Origin of the sequence: Desulfurobacterium pacificum (assembly GCF_900182835.1) — a bacterium.
GTDB lineage: Bacteria > Aquificota > Aquificia > Desulfurobacteriales > Desulfurobacteriaceae > Desulfurobacterium_B > Desulfurobacterium_B pacificum.
In genome coordinates this window covers 96,669-110,639 of sequence record NZ_FXUB01000002.1, presented here as the reverse complement: position 1 = coordinate 110,639, position 13,971 = coordinate 96,669, and the positions used below count along the sequence as shown (strand labels likewise).

18 protein-coding genes are annotated in these 13,971 nt (G+C 41.6%); 2 read left to right on the top strand and 16 right to left on the bottom strand.

Features of this window, described 5'->3' with window-relative positions; genetic code table 11:
* Positions 1–2: 2 nt before the first annotated feature.
* The 4 genes from QOL23_RS04295 to QOL23_RS04280 form a co-directional block, all read right to left on the bottom strand.
* Positions 3–857: a dUTP diphosphatase gene (locus tag QOL23_RS04295; protein ID WP_283400360.1), complete on the bottom strand. Its 855-nt coding sequence runs from the start codon at positions 855–857 to the stop codon at positions 3–5.
* Positions 850–2,988: a polyribonucleotide nucleotidyltransferase gene (locus QOL23_RS04290; RefSeq protein ID WP_283400359.1), complete on the bottom strand. Its 2,139-nt coding sequence runs from the start codon at positions 2,986–2,988 to the stop codon at positions 850–852. Before QOL23_RS04290 ends, QOL23_RS04295 begins: the two co-directional genes overlap by 8 nt.
* 135 nt (positions 2,989–3,123) lie before the next feature.
* Positions 3,124–3,393 (bottom strand): 30S ribosomal protein S15, encoded by a 270-nt coding sequence (gene rpsO / locus QOL23_RS04285; RefSeq protein WP_283400358.1) that lies wholly within the window; start codon positions 3,391–3,393, stop codon positions 3,124–3,126.
* 100 nt (positions 3,394–3,493) lie between these two features.
* Positions 3,494–4,741 carry a tetratricopeptide repeat protein gene (locus QOL23_RS04280; protein ID WP_283400357.1) on the bottom strand — a complete coding sequence of 416 codons (1,248 nt, stop codon included), beginning with the start codon at positions 4,739–4,741 and terminating at the stop codon, positions 3,494–3,496.
* Positions 4,742–4,839: 98 nt separating this feature from the next.
* Here QOL23_RS04280 and QOL23_RS04275 point away from each other — a divergent pair, with 98 nt between their 5' ends.
* Positions 4,840–6,168: a peptidylprolyl isomerase gene (locus tag QOL23_RS04275; protein ID WP_283400356.1), complete on the top strand. Its 1,329-nt coding sequence runs from the start codon at positions 4,840–4,842 to the stop codon at positions 6,166–6,168.
* Positions 6,165–7,046, top strand: coding sequence for a YicC/YloC family endoribonuclease (locus QOL23_RS04270; RefSeq protein WP_283400355.1), 882 nt, complete (start codon positions 6,165–6,167; stop codon positions 7,044–7,046). The genes QOL23_RS04275 and QOL23_RS04270 overlap by 4 nt, the downstream gene beginning before the upstream one ends.
* Here the strand turns inward: QOL23_RS04270 and QOL23_RS04265 are convergent.
* Genes QOL23_RS04265 through QOL23_RS04210 form a run of 12 tightly spaced genes read right to left on the bottom strand, consistent with a single transcriptional unit; the run spans position 7,018 to position 13,924 of the window.
* Entirely contained in the window at positions 7,018–8,244 is a 1,227-nt protein-coding gene (locus QOL23_RS04265; protein WP_283400354.1) for a (Fe-S)-binding protein, read from the bottom strand. The two genes, QOL23_RS04270 and QOL23_RS04265, sit on opposite strands and share 29 nt — an antisense overlap.
* Positions 8,245–8,283: 39 nt before the next feature.
* Positions 8,284–9,033: a dihydroorotate dehydrogenase electron transfer subunit gene (locus QOL23_RS04260; protein WP_283400353.1), complete on the bottom strand. Its 750-nt coding sequence runs from the start codon at positions 9,031–9,033 to the stop codon at positions 8,284–8,286.
* 1 nt (position 9,034) lies between these two features.
* Positions 9,035–9,241 carry a DNA-directed RNA polymerase subunit omega gene (gene rpoZ / locus QOL23_RS04255; protein ID WP_283400352.1) on the bottom strand — a complete coding sequence of 69 codons (207 nt, stop codon included), beginning with the start codon at positions 9,239–9,241 and terminating at the stop codon, positions 9,035–9,037.
* Positions 9,234–9,881, bottom strand: coding sequence for a guanylate kinase (gene gmk / locus QOL23_RS04250; RefSeq protein ID WP_283400351.1), 648 nt, complete (start codon positions 9,879–9,881; stop codon positions 9,234–9,236). The genes rpoZ and gmk overlap by 8 nt, the downstream gene beginning before the upstream one ends.
* Positions 9,882–9,926: 45 nt before the next feature.
* Positions 9,927–10,454, bottom strand: a complete 528-nt coding sequence (locus QOL23_RS04245; RefSeq protein WP_283400350.1) for an S-adenosylmethionine decarboxylase family protein — start codon at positions 10,452–10,454, stop codon at positions 9,927–9,929.
* A 41-nt stretch (positions 10,455–10,495) separates the two neighbouring features.
* Positions 10,496–10,948: a 50S ribosomal protein L9 gene (gene rplI, locus QOL23_RS04240; RefSeq protein ID WP_283400349.1), complete on the bottom strand. Its 453-nt coding sequence runs from the start codon at positions 10,946–10,948 to the stop codon at positions 10,496–10,498.
* Positions 10,929–11,735, bottom strand: coding sequence for a YybS family protein (locus tag QOL23_RS04235; RefSeq protein WP_283400348.1), 807 nt, complete (start codon positions 11,733–11,735; stop codon positions 10,929–10,931). The genes rplI and QOL23_RS04235 overlap by 20 nt, the downstream gene beginning before the upstream one ends.
* 16 nt (positions 11,736–11,751) lie before the next feature.
* Entirely contained in the window at positions 11,752–11,994 is a 243-nt protein-coding gene (rpsR, locus tag QOL23_RS04230) for a 30S ribosomal protein S18 (protein WP_283400347.1), read from the bottom strand.
* Positions 11,995–12,005: 11 nt separating this feature from the next.
* Entirely contained in the window at positions 12,006–12,386 is a 381-nt protein-coding gene (locus QOL23_RS04225) for a single-stranded DNA-binding protein (protein WP_283400346.1), read from the bottom strand.
* Entirely contained in the window at positions 12,386–12,745 is a 360-nt protein-coding gene (gene rpsF / locus QOL23_RS04220) for a 30S ribosomal protein S6 (RefSeq protein ID WP_283400345.1), read from the bottom strand. The genes QOL23_RS04225 and rpsF overlap by 1 nt, the downstream gene beginning before the upstream one ends.
* A 10-nt stretch (positions 12,746–12,755) precedes the next feature.
* Positions 12,756–13,328 carry an aminoacyl-tRNA hydrolase gene (gene pth / locus QOL23_RS04215; RefSeq protein WP_283400344.1) on the bottom strand — a complete coding sequence of 191 codons (573 nt, stop codon included), beginning with the start codon at positions 13,326–13,328 and terminating at the stop codon, positions 12,756–12,758.
* Entirely contained in the window at positions 13,328–13,924 is a 597-nt protein-coding gene (locus QOL23_RS04210) for a 50S ribosomal protein L25 (RefSeq protein ID WP_283400343.1), read from the bottom strand. Before QOL23_RS04210 ends, pth begins: the two co-directional genes overlap by 1 nt.
* Positions 13,925–13,971: the final 47 nt, after the last annotated feature.

Here is a 13,971-nt window from a genome sequence, read left to right as displayed (position 1 = left end):
CCCTATCCTGTGCTTCCAAATCCTCCTTCTCCCCGAAGCGTTTTATCAAGGGATGAAACTTCTCTTGCTTCAAGCGGGAAGAACTTTCTTGGAATAAGCTGAACGGCTCTCCACGGTAGTTCTGGAACTTCTTTGCTTTCATCTACCCTGACCAGAGGAACTTTTATCGTTCCTCTGTAAGTCATATCAATAATTCCAACGGAGTTTGCCAGCATAAATCCGCTTTTAAAAATTGAAGAGCGAGGAACTAAATCAAAGTAAAAACCGGGCGGTGGTGAGACTCTTACGCCTGTGTCAAAGAAATAGACGTTCCCTTCTACTTTCAAGAGTTTTATCAGGTGTAAATCCCAGCCGCTGTCGGAGATCCGCTTTTTAAAAGGTGGAATTGCACCTTCTTCCAATGAAAAGAGGAAGGAAGTTCTTTCCCACTTTTTACCTACCAAAAAGGATAGAAACTTTTCAAAGAAGTGTTCAGAGCGTTCTTCCGTTTCTTCGTCGTATAGAGTGTGAAGGAAGAGGTTTGCACCTTCACCGGTCAGGAAGAAGCCATCTTCGCTTTTTACTGCGTTAAAAGAAGCTAAAAGTGTTTCCATCTGTCTCTCAAGGTTTCTAACGGCAGGAACGAAAACGGTTCTGTTCCCCCAAACGCCGCCAGCTTCAAAGACGCCTCTTAAAAAGTTTGCATCAACGGTTGTAACTTCAGGAATCCGGTCAATAGAGAGCCTAAAACCGGCAGGCGTACGTTCCAGCCTGCCACCTAAAATGGAATGAATTTTGACTGCGACGTCTAAAAAGGTATCTTCAAACTCTATCTGTTTGCCTTTTACGTGTATCCAGCCTGCTGTCCAGTTACTCATCGTTTCTCTCCGGTTCGGCGTAAAATCCCCCCTGCTCTCTCAACCTCTTTTCCTCTTCAGCAGTTACATCAATCCTGCTGAGCTTAGGTCTTCCCATCTGGTCAAACTCAACGATTTTCACAGGTATAACGTCGGACACTTTCAGGTGTTCAAAAATATTTTCTCTTATTTCAGGCGGAAGCTTTGATATGTGAACGAGTCCAATCTTACCCGGCGCAAGTTCTACAAACGCTCCGTAGTTTTCTACTCTCGTTACCTTACCTAAATAGGTGTTGCCAACTTCAAGGTCTTTAGTCACGTCTTCAATCATCTTTAATGCCTGAGCGGCAGCTTCTTCAGACGGAGCGGAAACTAAAACAGTTCCATCTTCTTTTATCGTTATCTTTACACCGGTTTTATCTATAATTGCCTTAATTGTCTTTCCGGAAGGTCCTATGAGGTCTCTTGACTTTTCAGGTTCTATCTTCGTAGAGATAATCCTTGGAGCGTAAGGTGAAACGTTCTCTCTTGGCTCTTTTATCACAGCATCCATCTTATCAAGGATAAACATTCTGCCTTCTCTTGCTTGAGCGAGCGCCTTTGATAGAACGTCTCTGCTTATTCCCTTGACTTTCAAGTCCATCTGGATAGCCGTAACGCCTTTCCTCGTTCCTGCCACTTTAAAGTCCATATCTCCAAGGTGGTCTTCATCACCTAAAATGTCAGAAAGAACTACAAACTTATCTCCTTCCATTATCAATCCCATAGCGATACCGGCAACCTGCGCCTTTATAGGAACGCCGGCGTCCATGAGCGACAGAGAGCCGCCGCAAACCGTTGCCATAGAAGAAGAACCGTTGGATTCCAAAATGTCAGAAACAACTCTGATAACGTAGGGGAATTCCTCTTCCGGTGGAATTACCGGAGCAAGAGCCCTTTCTGCAAGCGCTCCGTGTCCTATTTCCCTTCTTCCAGGACCTCTTAAAGGCGATATTTCGCCCACGCAGAAAGGCGGGAAGTTGTAGTGAAGCATAAACCTTTTCTGCTCTTCAGGCATTAACCCTTCAACTAATTGATACTCTTCCGGCGTTCCAAGCGTCGTTGTAACCAGCGCCTGCGTCTGACCCCTTGTGAAGAGAGCTGAGCCGTGGGCTCTTGGCAACAGTCCAACCTCTATGGTAATCGGGCGAATTTCGTCCGGCTTTCTTCCATCTATTCTTACGCCTTTTTCTAAAACCATCTGACGAACGAACTTCTTCTCTGCTTCGTTAAAGGCTTCTTTCGCTAATGCCTGTTCCTCTTCCGGAATGTTCAGCTCAATAAACATAAGCTCTCTGAGTTCGCGGAGTTTCATTCTCCTTTCGTGCTTGTCGGGAATGGTGATTATCGGTTCAATCCTTTCAAATACCCACTTCTCAATCTTTTCCTTTGTAGCTTCATCAAGTGAAGGTGCAACGAATTCATACTTCTCTTTACCGGCTATCTCTCTTAACTCTTCCTGTGCTTTTATGATTTTCTTGATTTCTTCGTGGGCAAAGAGGATTGCGTCTAAAACTTCCTCTTCGGGAACCTCTTTTGCTCCCCCTTCAACCATTACAACGGCGTCTTCAGTTCCAGAAACTACAAGGTTGATGTCCGCTTCCTGAAGGGATTCGTAGGAAGGGTTGACCACTAACTCGCCGTTAATTCTTGCAACTCTTACTGCACCTACAGGCTTTTCAAATGGAATTCTTGAAATATGCAGTGCAGCTGAAGCGCCGTTGATTGCCAGAACTGCAGGGTCGTTTCCCTGGTCGGCTGATATAACGAAGGCTACTACCTGAACGTCGTTTCTGAAACCTTTTGGGAATATCGGTCTGATTGAGCGGTCTATAACTCTTGATTTTAGAACTTCTTCATCTGTTGGTTTCCCTTCGCGCTTGATGAAGCCGCCGGGGATTTTACCTGCAGCGTAAGCCCTTTCTCTGTATTCAACTAAGAGAGGGAAGAAATCTATATCTTCTCTCGGCTCATCGCTCATTACGGCTGTTACCAAAACCTTCGTATCGCCCTGAGAAACGATTACAGAGCCGTCTGCCTGTTTTGCTACTTTTCCCGTCTGAAAACTTAACGGACGACCTCCAACTTCTATGGAAACTTCGGATATTGGCATTTTTGACCTCCAGTGGTTTTTAATCTCAAAGAGAAAAATATCAAAATAGTTCTTAAAAGGCAAAGGTAAAGGTGCTTTAGGGGGGTGGGAGGGGGGATTTTATGAAAAGGAGCGGAAGGTGCCCGCTCCGTAGAGTTATTTTCTAAGACCTAACTTAAGAACGATGTTCTGATATCTGTTAAAGTCTTTTTCTTTAAGGTATTTGAGGAGTTTCTTTCTTCTACCAACTAATCTTTGAAGAGCTCTCTTGTTGTAGTTATCGTGTTTATGAACTTTAAAGTGTTCTGTAAGGTTTTTAATTCTTTCAGTTAAGAGTGCAATCTGAACTTCTGGTGAACCTGTATCTTTTTCGTGAAAACCATACTTTTTAATGATTTCCTGCTTAATGTCCTTATCTACTGGCATTTATAAACCTCCCGAAAAACTGTTTAATCTTCACCGGTGGCAAAAGGCAAATGGAAATTTAACAACAATTGCGCCGTTTGTAAAGACCTGTTAGAAGGTTTTACAGAAGTTTTTCTAACTTTATGATTTCTTCCAACTCTTTCGTTTTGGAGTAAGCTCTCTTTATAAGTTTTTCATCTTTGGAGTAGGTTAAGATATCTCTGTAGAGTTCAAGAGCTTCTTTGTGCTTTCCACCTTCGTATAGGGCATCGGCTACTATTTCTGCCACTTCGCAGTATTCTTCATCTGAGATTTCTGGGTTTTTCAGTACCTTCCTGCCCCATTCGGCAATGTCTGAAAACCTGTCCTGGTCAAAGAGGATAATTGCCAGTTCGGCGAAAGCGTCCAAAACCATCCATACGTTACCGGATGTGGTTATTATCTCTTTCAGTATAAACTCAGCTTCATCAAACTTACCTTTCTCTGCTAAAAACTCTGCTAAAACTTTTAAAGCGTCTTCTTTTACGAAACCTTCCGATTTTGATACAGCCAATCGGTAGTAGTATTCGGCTAACTCTTCCTTCCCTAAAAGGTCGTAGAGGGCTGCTGCGCTCTGAATGACGTAAGTAGCATCGGGGAAAAGTTCAAGTGTTGATATTACAACTTCAAGGGCACTTTCATAATCTTCTTCCTGAACGAAGACTTCTGCTAATTTCTGCCTGTATTCAACGTTTTTGAAATCTAAGAGACACGCTTTTGACAATTCCTCTTTTGCTTCTTCAAACTTTCCAGCATCTGCCAAGACTTTGCCTAATTCAAAGTGTAGTTCGGGACTATCAAGTCTTGAAAGTGCGTCTTTTAGCACTTCTATCGCTTTAAGGTAGTTTCTTCTGAAGTAGTAGATTCTTGCTAATTCTATGTAAGGGAATGGACTAAACGGGTCAAGAGTTTTTATCTCTTCAAGAACTTTAATCTGCTTCTTAACTGTTCCTATCTCTTTGTAGATGCTGTAAAGGGTAAGGTATGCGGACTTGTCAAAAGGATTAAGCTCTATTGATTCAAAGAGTTCTTTTTCAGCATCTAAAAATTTCTTCTTTGCTGCCAAGTTTATGGCTTTGTTTATCTTCTCTTTTGAGCGAATTTCCCCGTCTAAAAACCTTGCTTCTTCAAGGCATCTTTCTGCTTCTTCGTTTCTTCCTATGCCTTCGTAAGCTTCAGCTAAGAGCAGGTAGTAGTCAACAGAACGAAACTTTACCTTCTCTAACTCATCTATTGCTCTTTTGTAGTTTTTACTTTTTATTAAGGATTCCGCTTTTTTTAGTATTGATGAGATATCGGCAGTTCTATCTTTGAATCTTTTGCTGTTCACGTTTGTCCGTTCTCCTTAGGGTAAACTTTAAGGTTGAGAAAGCCGCTAATTTTAAGTATAAATCCCTACTATGAAATTTCAACTGCTTTGGAGGCGTTATGCTATCAAAAATCAGGAACAACTTGCGTACCTTTAGTATATTCCTCTGGGTTGTAGCTGCTTCGTTTGTAGGAACGATTTTCCTGGTTTGGGGTAAAGGTTCCATCTCAGGTCCTTCCGCTAATGAGGTTGCTACCGTAAACGGTTTAGGTATCAATTTGGTTGAGTTTAACAGGGAGTATAACAGGGTACTTGAGGAGTTGAAGCAGCAGTACGGTAATCAGTATAGAAAGTTCTTAACAGATAAGGACATTAAACTCTTAGCCTTGCGCAACTTGATAAGAAGAAAGTTGATACTTAGCGAAACTGAAAAAGAAGGCATAAGGGTTAGCGATTGGGCTGTTGCTAAAGAGATTGAGAGTATGCCGATATTCCAGAAGAACGGAAAGTTTGATGTAAACCTTTACAAGAAAGTTTTGGCTGCTAACCACTTAACTCCTGAGCAGTTTGAAAGCGAGATAAGGGATGACCTGCTTGTTTCTAAGGTTACTTCTGTTGTTGGTTACTCCCCTTCCGTTACGAAGTTTGAGCTCAACAAGCTTTATAAAGAAATGTTTGGCAAGAGAAAGTTTAAGTTCAAGTTGTTTGGTTTGAATACCGATAATGTAACCGTCTCAGAGGATGAGCTTAAGAGTTACTATGAAAAGCATAAGAGTGAGTTTGCAGGAAACGCCACGGAAAAGTATTTCGTAGTTGAAATTCCTGTCTCTGAAAGTGGGGCAACGGAAAAGGCAGCCAAGGCGTTTAAGCTTGCAAAATCTGGTGATTTCAGCGCTTTAAATGGTTTTAATCCAAAGGAGGTTCCGCCTGGAAAAGCAAAGAAATTGATGGGAGATAAAGCAGTCTACTTTACGAAGGACAGTAAGTTCTTCTACGTTTACTACAGAGCTAAAACTTCAGAATCTTTGCCATTTGAAAAGGTTAAGTCTCAAATAGAAAAAGTTCTTAAAGAGCAGAAGGCATTTGAGGTTGCCAAGAAATTGGCTGAGAACTTCGTGAAGTCAAACGGGGCTTTGGAAAACGCTACCGACTTTTTGGATAGAGAGGAGTTTGCGAAAAAGTTTAAGCCTGTGAATCCTGCTGATGTTGAAAGAGCTTTTACTGCTAAAGTTGGTGAAAAATTGATTGTTCCTGTTGTGGACGGTTTTGTAGTTGTTTCACCTGAAACCGAAATAACAGTTACGCAGGTTGAACCGAAGAAAGAAGAGCAGCTGCGTGCCTACATTTTGGCTGTTAAGAGAAAGAGCAACGAAGTTAACTTCCTGAACCTGCTTCAGCAGAAAGCAACGATTAAGATAAACAAGGAACTTTTGAGGCTGCAGCAATGAAAAGTATGACTGGATACGCCAAAGAGACGTTTAAAACGGAAGATATTGAAGTAACAGCAGAGATTAAGAGCCTAAACGGAAAGGCTTTGAGGATAAGGTTCTCTATTCCAAGGTTATTCAACCCTTTGATAACGGAAATTCAGTCTGTGATTGGTGAGGTTGTAAAGAGAGGGGAGGTTGACCTTTACCTGTTTTACAGACTTTCACCGGAGCTTGTTCCTGAAGTTTCAGTCAACTACGCTCAAGCTGAAAAGTATTTGAAAGCCGTTCAGAAAATTTCGGGCGTTTCGGGAAAGGAGATAACTGTAACTTTCAAAGATTTGCTTGCTATTCCTGAGATTTTCCAGAAAGAAGAGATGGACGTTGAACCGTTTAGGGAAGCCGTTATAAGTGCAGTTAAAAAAGCTGTTCTTAAGCTTGATGAGGTGAGAAGGATAGAGGGAGAAAAAATTAAAAGGTATCTTGAAGATAGGTTGAAAACTATAGAAGAAACGCTTTTGGAGATAGAGGAGGATATAGAGGGGATTGAGGGGAGGATTTTTGAAAGGTTGAAAGAAAAGGTAGAAAAACTCTTGAAAGATGTGGGAGTTGAGGAGGAAGAGTTCTTAAAACGTGTAGAAATGGAAGTGGCTTTCTTGGCTGAAAAGCAGGACGTTTCAGAAGAAGTTTCAAGGTTAAAGATGCATCTTAAAAGATTTAGGGAGCTTATAGACTCTGATGAACCGATTGGTAAGACGCTTGATTTCTTGTGTCAGGAGATGCACAGAGAGATTAATACGCTTGGAAATAAATTGAAGGAGATTGATGTGACAGAACCTGTTTTGAAAATAAAATCCGAGATTGCAAGGATTAAGGAGCAAGTTCAGAACGTGGAATAGCCTGAGCAAGCAGGTCTGCAATATGAAGGGTTTTTACTCTCAGGTTTTCCCTCTCAATCCCTTCTGCTATATTCATAACACAACCTGGGCATTCTGTAACAACGATTTTAGCGCCGCTTTTTCCTATGTTTTTTGCCTTTTTTAACTGAATCTCTTTTGAAATTTCTGGATGTGAGAGTTTAAAAGAACCGCCCATTCCACAGCAGTTGTCAGCTTCTTCCATCTCTACATACTCTAAGTTTTCTACTGCTTTGAGAACTTCTATCGGGTAGTTCTTTGGAATGTTCTGTCCCCTTACAATGTGGCAGGGGTGGTGCCAGGTAACTTTCGTTTTTTGGGGGAGTTTCCAGTTCTTGATGGTATCAACTTCTTCGTAAAGTACCTCTATAAGCTCTTTTACGGGGATTTTTATGTATTCCTTTATGACGTGTCCACACGTTGCACAGGCTGTCACTACAAAGTCGTAATTATCCTGTTGAAATACCTGAACGTTCTTTTCTGCTAACTTTTCATACGTTTTTAAATCTCCGGCAAAGTAAGCCGGTGCACCGCAGCAAACCTGTTCTTCTGGAACGTGAACGGTGTATCCGAGTTGATTTAAAACCTTGACAACGTTTTCCGCCGTTTCGGTGTAAAAGTTGTTAAACATGCAACCCGTAAAGAAAAGGATTTTGCCTTTCTCATTTTTTGCTTTGTAGGTTTGATTTCTGTTGAAGGGTTTAGAGCTTATTTGAGGGAGGAGGACTTTGCCTAAGCGGGGGATTTTTATAGGTAAAAGGCGGTTTTGAGGACTTTGGGAGGAAACAGTAAAAAGTTTAGTAATGGGGGATAAAATTCCTAAAGCTTTAAGCGTTTTGTTGCTTGAAAAAACTTTAACAGCAGCCTTTTTCTCTACAGGAAGACCAAACTTTTCTGTCGCCAAGCTTCTTGCAGAGATGATTATCTTCTCATAATCAACGTTTAAAGGACAGATTTCTCTACACCTTAAGCAGGTTGTACACAGATTAAAAATGTCTGCAGCTTCTTTATCTAACTCAAGAACGCCTTTGTTTATCAGGTTAGCCAAGAATATCTTTCCCCTTGCTACTGATGGTTCTTCTTTTGTTACGTTGAATACCGGACATACCTGTCTGCAGCTTCCACATCTAACGCATTTTTCTAAAAGCTCTTTACTTAATCCTGCTATTTTTTTTGACATTTACTCTCCGAAGCAGAAGGTATAGTGGAAGTTTCAAATTTATAGCAGGACTTCGGAAGCGTCAAAAATGGGACCTTCAACGCAGCAACGTTTGTAACCGCTTGTTGTTTTTACAACGCAGCCAAGACACGCTCCAACACCACAAGCCATTCTCATGTCTAAAGAAAGGAAGCATTTAACTTTTAGTTTTTCTGCTGTTTCTTTTACTGCTTTCAGCATGGGTATTGGTCCACAAGCTATCCAGACTCTATCTTTAAACTCAGATAATCCTTCTGTTACAAACCCTTTTTTTCCGTAGCTGCCGTCTTCGGTGAAGGTGGTGGTGGGGATTTTGTATTTCTCAATAACCGGAAGTGCAGAAAGGTTTTCCTTGCTCTTTTCTCCGTAAAGAAGATGAACATCTTTTCCTGCTTGTAGAAATGTCTTCGCTGCCAAGAAAACGCCACCTATGCCTATTCCACCTGCTATGAAGAGATATCTGTCAAATTGGTCAGGAATGGAGTTTCCGAGGGGTAGTAAAACAGATACTTGTTCACCTTTTTTGAAAGTTGTAAGGAGTTTTGTTCCTCTTCCGTACACTCTGTAAATGAAAGAAATGTTGTTTTCTTCAACGTTAAATATTCCTAAAGGTCTCTTTAAAAGAGGGTCAAAGCTTTGAGGAGATGAAACACTGACCATAGCGAATTGACCAGGTTTTATCTTGTTAAGGAGTTTTCTATCGTTAATCTCAACGGTTAATAAGAAATCTTTCTCAGAAAGCTTGCGGTTTTCTACTATTTTGAAGTTCATATTAATCTCTCTTAGGACATACTTTTCCTTGTGCTATCTCTATAAGCGCTATAACGGTTTTCTTGTGTTCCTCACCTTTATCATCTTTACCGAAAGTATAAGAATCTACGCTATAAAGGTGCCTTGCTCTTTTTGCTGCTACGTGCACGGTCTCATAATAGTTTCCAACTTTTTCAACTACCGGTTCTAAAGGTATTCTTTTAGACATTCTCCGCCTCCTTTAAAAGTTCAACTATTGCTCTATCTTTTATGAGTTTATCAAACTGATTTTTTAACCTTTCCGTCTTACACTTTTCAGCGGTAATGATAGCCTTTAATTTATTAAATGCAACGTCTAAAACATCGTTAACTACTATGTAATCGTAGAAAGGAGCTTTTTTAATCTCCTCTTTGGCTACATTTAATCTTTTTTCTATGACTTCTTCGCTGTCTGTTCCTCTACTTCTCAATCTCTTTTCCAACTCTTCAAAGGATGGAGGCATGATAAATATGAGAACGGCTTCTGGAAGGTTTTTCTTAACCTGCAAAGCACCTTGGACGTCTATGTCTAATAAGATGTCTTTACCTTCTTCTAACGCTTTCAGAACCTGTGATTTGGAAGTCCCATATAGATTGCCATAAACGTTAGCCCATTCTAAAAAATCCCCCTCCTCCACCATCCTCTCAAACTCCTCTCTTGAAACGAAAAAGTAATCCTTACCGTTTACTTCACCTTTTCTTGGAGGACGTGTCGTATAGGAAACAGAAAACTCCATATTTTTAAACTCTTTAAGCAGCATACGACAAAGCGTCGTTTTTCCCGTCCCTGAAGGTGCAGAAACGACTATAAGTAAGCCTTTTAAGGGCATTACGCTCTCCCGAAAGTTGAAATCCCCCCTAACGGGGGGAAAGCGTTATTTAGAAATAGACGGTTGGCAAGGAATCAATTCTCCATTTTTATACTCGTAAGCCTTGATAATGCAAGGTCCGCCAATGTACCTCTCAACGTCAACGAAAGACGCGTATTCAACCTTAAACCATTTAACAGTTAACTCAAAAGCAACCATAGGGTCAAAATCTTTACAGCTGTATGCGTCCAGGCTGAAGAACTTTTCTTCAGGCCAGGTATGGATTGTACAGTGGCTTTCAAGCCATATAGAAACTCCAGACACGCCACTATCTTCAGTAGCTCTCCTTTTCAGAGTTTCTTCCATAAACTCCAACGTTCTGCTTTTAACGTTTTCTTCAGAAAGTTTCTTCACGAACTGCTCAAGCTCCGACTGCGCAAATGGAAACTTGGCAACGATAGGTGGATAGACCAGCGTCATGTCAAGCTGTCTCGCTAGCTCCTCCATGTAGTCATAGATAGGTTGGATAGAGTTGATGCGTCCCACATCAGAAACAGTTGCATCCATCATTACGTGCCTTCCAACAAATTCCATGGCAGACCTCCAGGACAGGTTAAGTGCCCTTACGGGCGCGCTTACTTTTTAAGAGGCACTACATCTACAGTAAGTGTAGCTTCAATATCTTTAAAGAGGTGAATCTTCACTTCGTAAGTACCGGTTTCCCTTATAGGTTTTTCTAAAATAATCTGTTTTTTCTCAACGTCTTCAAAACCAGCTTGGTGCAAAGCTTTTTCTATCTGAGAAGTAGTTACGGAACCGAACAGCTTTCCTTCTTCACCGGCTTCGTGTTCAATGGTAATACGTGCAGTAGCCAACTTTTCTGCTAACTCCTTGTACTTCTCAATCTGTCTTTCCATCTTTCTCTGAAGCGCTTTAAGTTCGTTCTTCACCTTTGCAATGTTTGATTCTGTCGCAGGTAGAGCGATACCAGAAGGAATAAGGTAGTTCCTTGCATATCCATCTTTAACGTTAACGATATCTCCTACTTTGCCTAAGTTCTCCATATCTTTAAGTAAGATTACCTTCATTTTTCATACCTCCTTTACCTATTTTTCTGAAATCAAACCAGACATCAAGCAGTCCCGTTACTATTGCGCCCAAGAATATTGCTGCCGGTATAACGATAAGCGTAAACAAAAGTATGAACTTCCAGGTTAGAGAAACCTTTCTGTAATAAAAAAGTAAAACCGACAGTCCTTGAACGAGCAAAAAGCCCATCGCTGCAACTAAAAGGTTTTCAGCTATTAGCTTCACTATTCCCGTCTTTAGCAGTACTGTTCCAAAACCGCCTAAAAGGAAAAAGGGGACGGGGAAAAATCCCCACCTCACCCTCTCAACCGCAAAATCCCTCTTCAGTACCCACGTTGCAGCTATCAACGTTAAATACGTAAAGAACAGCGAGGAGGTGAGGTAGAAGCCCCACCTTACATCCACAAACCACTTTAAATTGTTTACCTCAGGTGTTCCCAAAAAGAGTTCTTCTAAAACGGCAAAGGCGAACAGGAACGCCGAGGAGGCAATTAATATTTCTTCAACTGAACGTCTTTTCAGATAGCATATAAGGTATCCAACGATGGGAAGGGAAGATATATCAAAAGCTAATTTCCATTCGGAAGCTACACCTGTAACAACCACTGCCAGTGCTGAAACCGCAAGAGAAACCAAAAAACCATTTCTTTCGGTTACGGCGCAACAGAGAACCGGCACAAAGATGGAAAGCCCTAAGGACAAAAATGCTAACCCTTCCACGCCGGCAAGCAAGCCGGTAACCAAAGTTAAAACGCCGTAAACGGCAGGTAATTTAACCCTTCCCATCGGTTGGCTTTTCCCCTTAATCAATCTTTACGAACGGTAAAAGTGCAAGGTGTCTTGCTCTCTTAACAGCCCTTGCAAGCTGTCTCTGGTGTTTGGAGCAAACGCCAGAAATTCTTCTTGGAATAATTCTTCCCCTTTCGGAGATGAAAGGCTTTAAAAGCTCAACGTTCTTGTAGTCTATCTTTTCTATCTTTTCAGCGCAGAATTTGCAGTATTTTCTCCTTCTAACAAACCTTCTCTGTGGTAAAGCGTTGCTCATTTTCTACCTCCTTAAAATTCAATGTCGTCAATTTCATCAACAGATTCTTCGTTGCTTCTACTTCTGAATTCAAGCGAAACAACCCTATCTGCTCTTACTTCTATTCTTGAACGTCTTTCTCCGCTGTCCGTTTCCCACGTTGACTGGCGTAGCTTTCCCTCAACTAACACTCGTGTTCCCTTGTTAAACCTGCTAACAGCTCTATCTGCTGCATCTCCCCAGAGAACAACATCTATAAAAAGGGTATCCTCCTGCCAGTTGCCGCTTCTGTCCCTGTAAGGATTGTTGACGGCAATTCTAAAGCGGGTAAACGGCGTTCCAGACTGCGTATGAGAAAGCTCAGGGTCGGCTACGAGCCTGCCGATTAAAAACACCCTGTTAAGATTTGCCATTACTCTTCTCCCTTATTCTCTTCCGCCTTAGGAGCTAATTTTTCCTTAAGCTCTTTAACTTCAGAAGGCTTGAGTCTAAACACTAAAAACCTTATAACGTCTTCGTTAATTCTGAAGAAGTTTTCCATGTTCCTTACAAAGTCTCTCTCATTTGTCTTTATGTATTCTAATACGTAGTAACCCTTATCGTAATCGTTTATAGGGTAGGCAAGCTGTCTTCTTCCCCACTTATCAATCTTTAAAACTTCTCCTCCGTAACGCTGAACGTAGGAGTTAACCTTCTCTATTCCTTTTTCAATCTCCTCATCGGACATTGTAGGTCTGAGTATATAAACCATCTCGTAATAGTATTCCCTCATTTTTACCTCCTTATTTGTTGCATTCGGTAAGGATTTTGTTGGTTATATTACCGCTCTCTAAGACCTTTAAAACGCAGTCAGAAGCTCTCTCTATAACCTTTTCCACTGTGCTTAACTCTTCCTTTCTAAAAGGAGATAGAACGTAGTTTACTACTTCCTCTTTCGTTGCCGGTCTTCCTATGCCGATTCTCAGTCTGGGAAACTCGTTAGTTTTAAGATGCTCCTCTACGGACTTAACGCCCCTATGACCGCCGCTGCTTCCCTTTAACCTTATTCTCAGTTTGCCCAACGGCAGGTCAAGGTCGTCGTAAATTACCAAAATTTCTGCAGGGTTTATCTTGAAGAAGTTAGCTACTTCCTTAACGCTTTCACCGCTTCTGTTCATATAGGTTAATGGTTTCAGGAAGAAAACTTTCTCTCCTTCTTCGTTTCTCCACTCTGCAATCAGCCCTTTAAACTTTTCCCTGAAGTCGGAACAGCTTAATTTCTCGCATACTCTATCAATAATCATCCAGCCAACGTTGTGGCGGGTGTTCTCGTATTCCTTACCAGGATTTCCCAGACCGACAATCAGCTTAACCATTACTCTTCAGCTTCTCCTTCACCTTCTGTTTCTTCGGCTGCTGCTTCCTCTTCAGGTTCAGCCACTACAACAACAGTTTCTTCCGGGCTATCAACTAACTTTGCTCCTTCCGGAAGTGGAAGGTCGCCTACGTGTAGTGCATCCCCTGCGTGAAGGTTGGAAATATCAACGACAATCTTTTCAGGAATTGCTCTTGGAAGAACTTCAATGGCAACTTCCCTCTTGAGAATTTCAAGAACGCCACCTTCTTCGGATACGCCTACAGGCGTTCCAACGAATTCAAGCTCTACTGTTACTTCAATCATTTCACCAAACGTTACTTCCTGAAAGTCAACGTGAATAGGAACGTCACCTAAGTAGTTGTACTGGACGTCCTTGAGGATGCACATCCTCTCTTCACCGTCAAGGTCTAACTTAATTAGACCGTGGTGATGCTGAATCCTTCTTACGTCTTTTGCAGAAATGGCAATGTGCGTTGCCTCTGGTCTTCCACCGCCGTAGATAACAGCAGGTAGAAGGCCTTCCCTGCGCAATTTTCTGGCTACCCCTTTTCCTGTTTTCTCTCTGCGGGTAGCCTTTACCTCTACTACTTTCATACTTACCTCCTTCTGTTTTTTTGCGGGAAAGCAGGCAATATTTACAA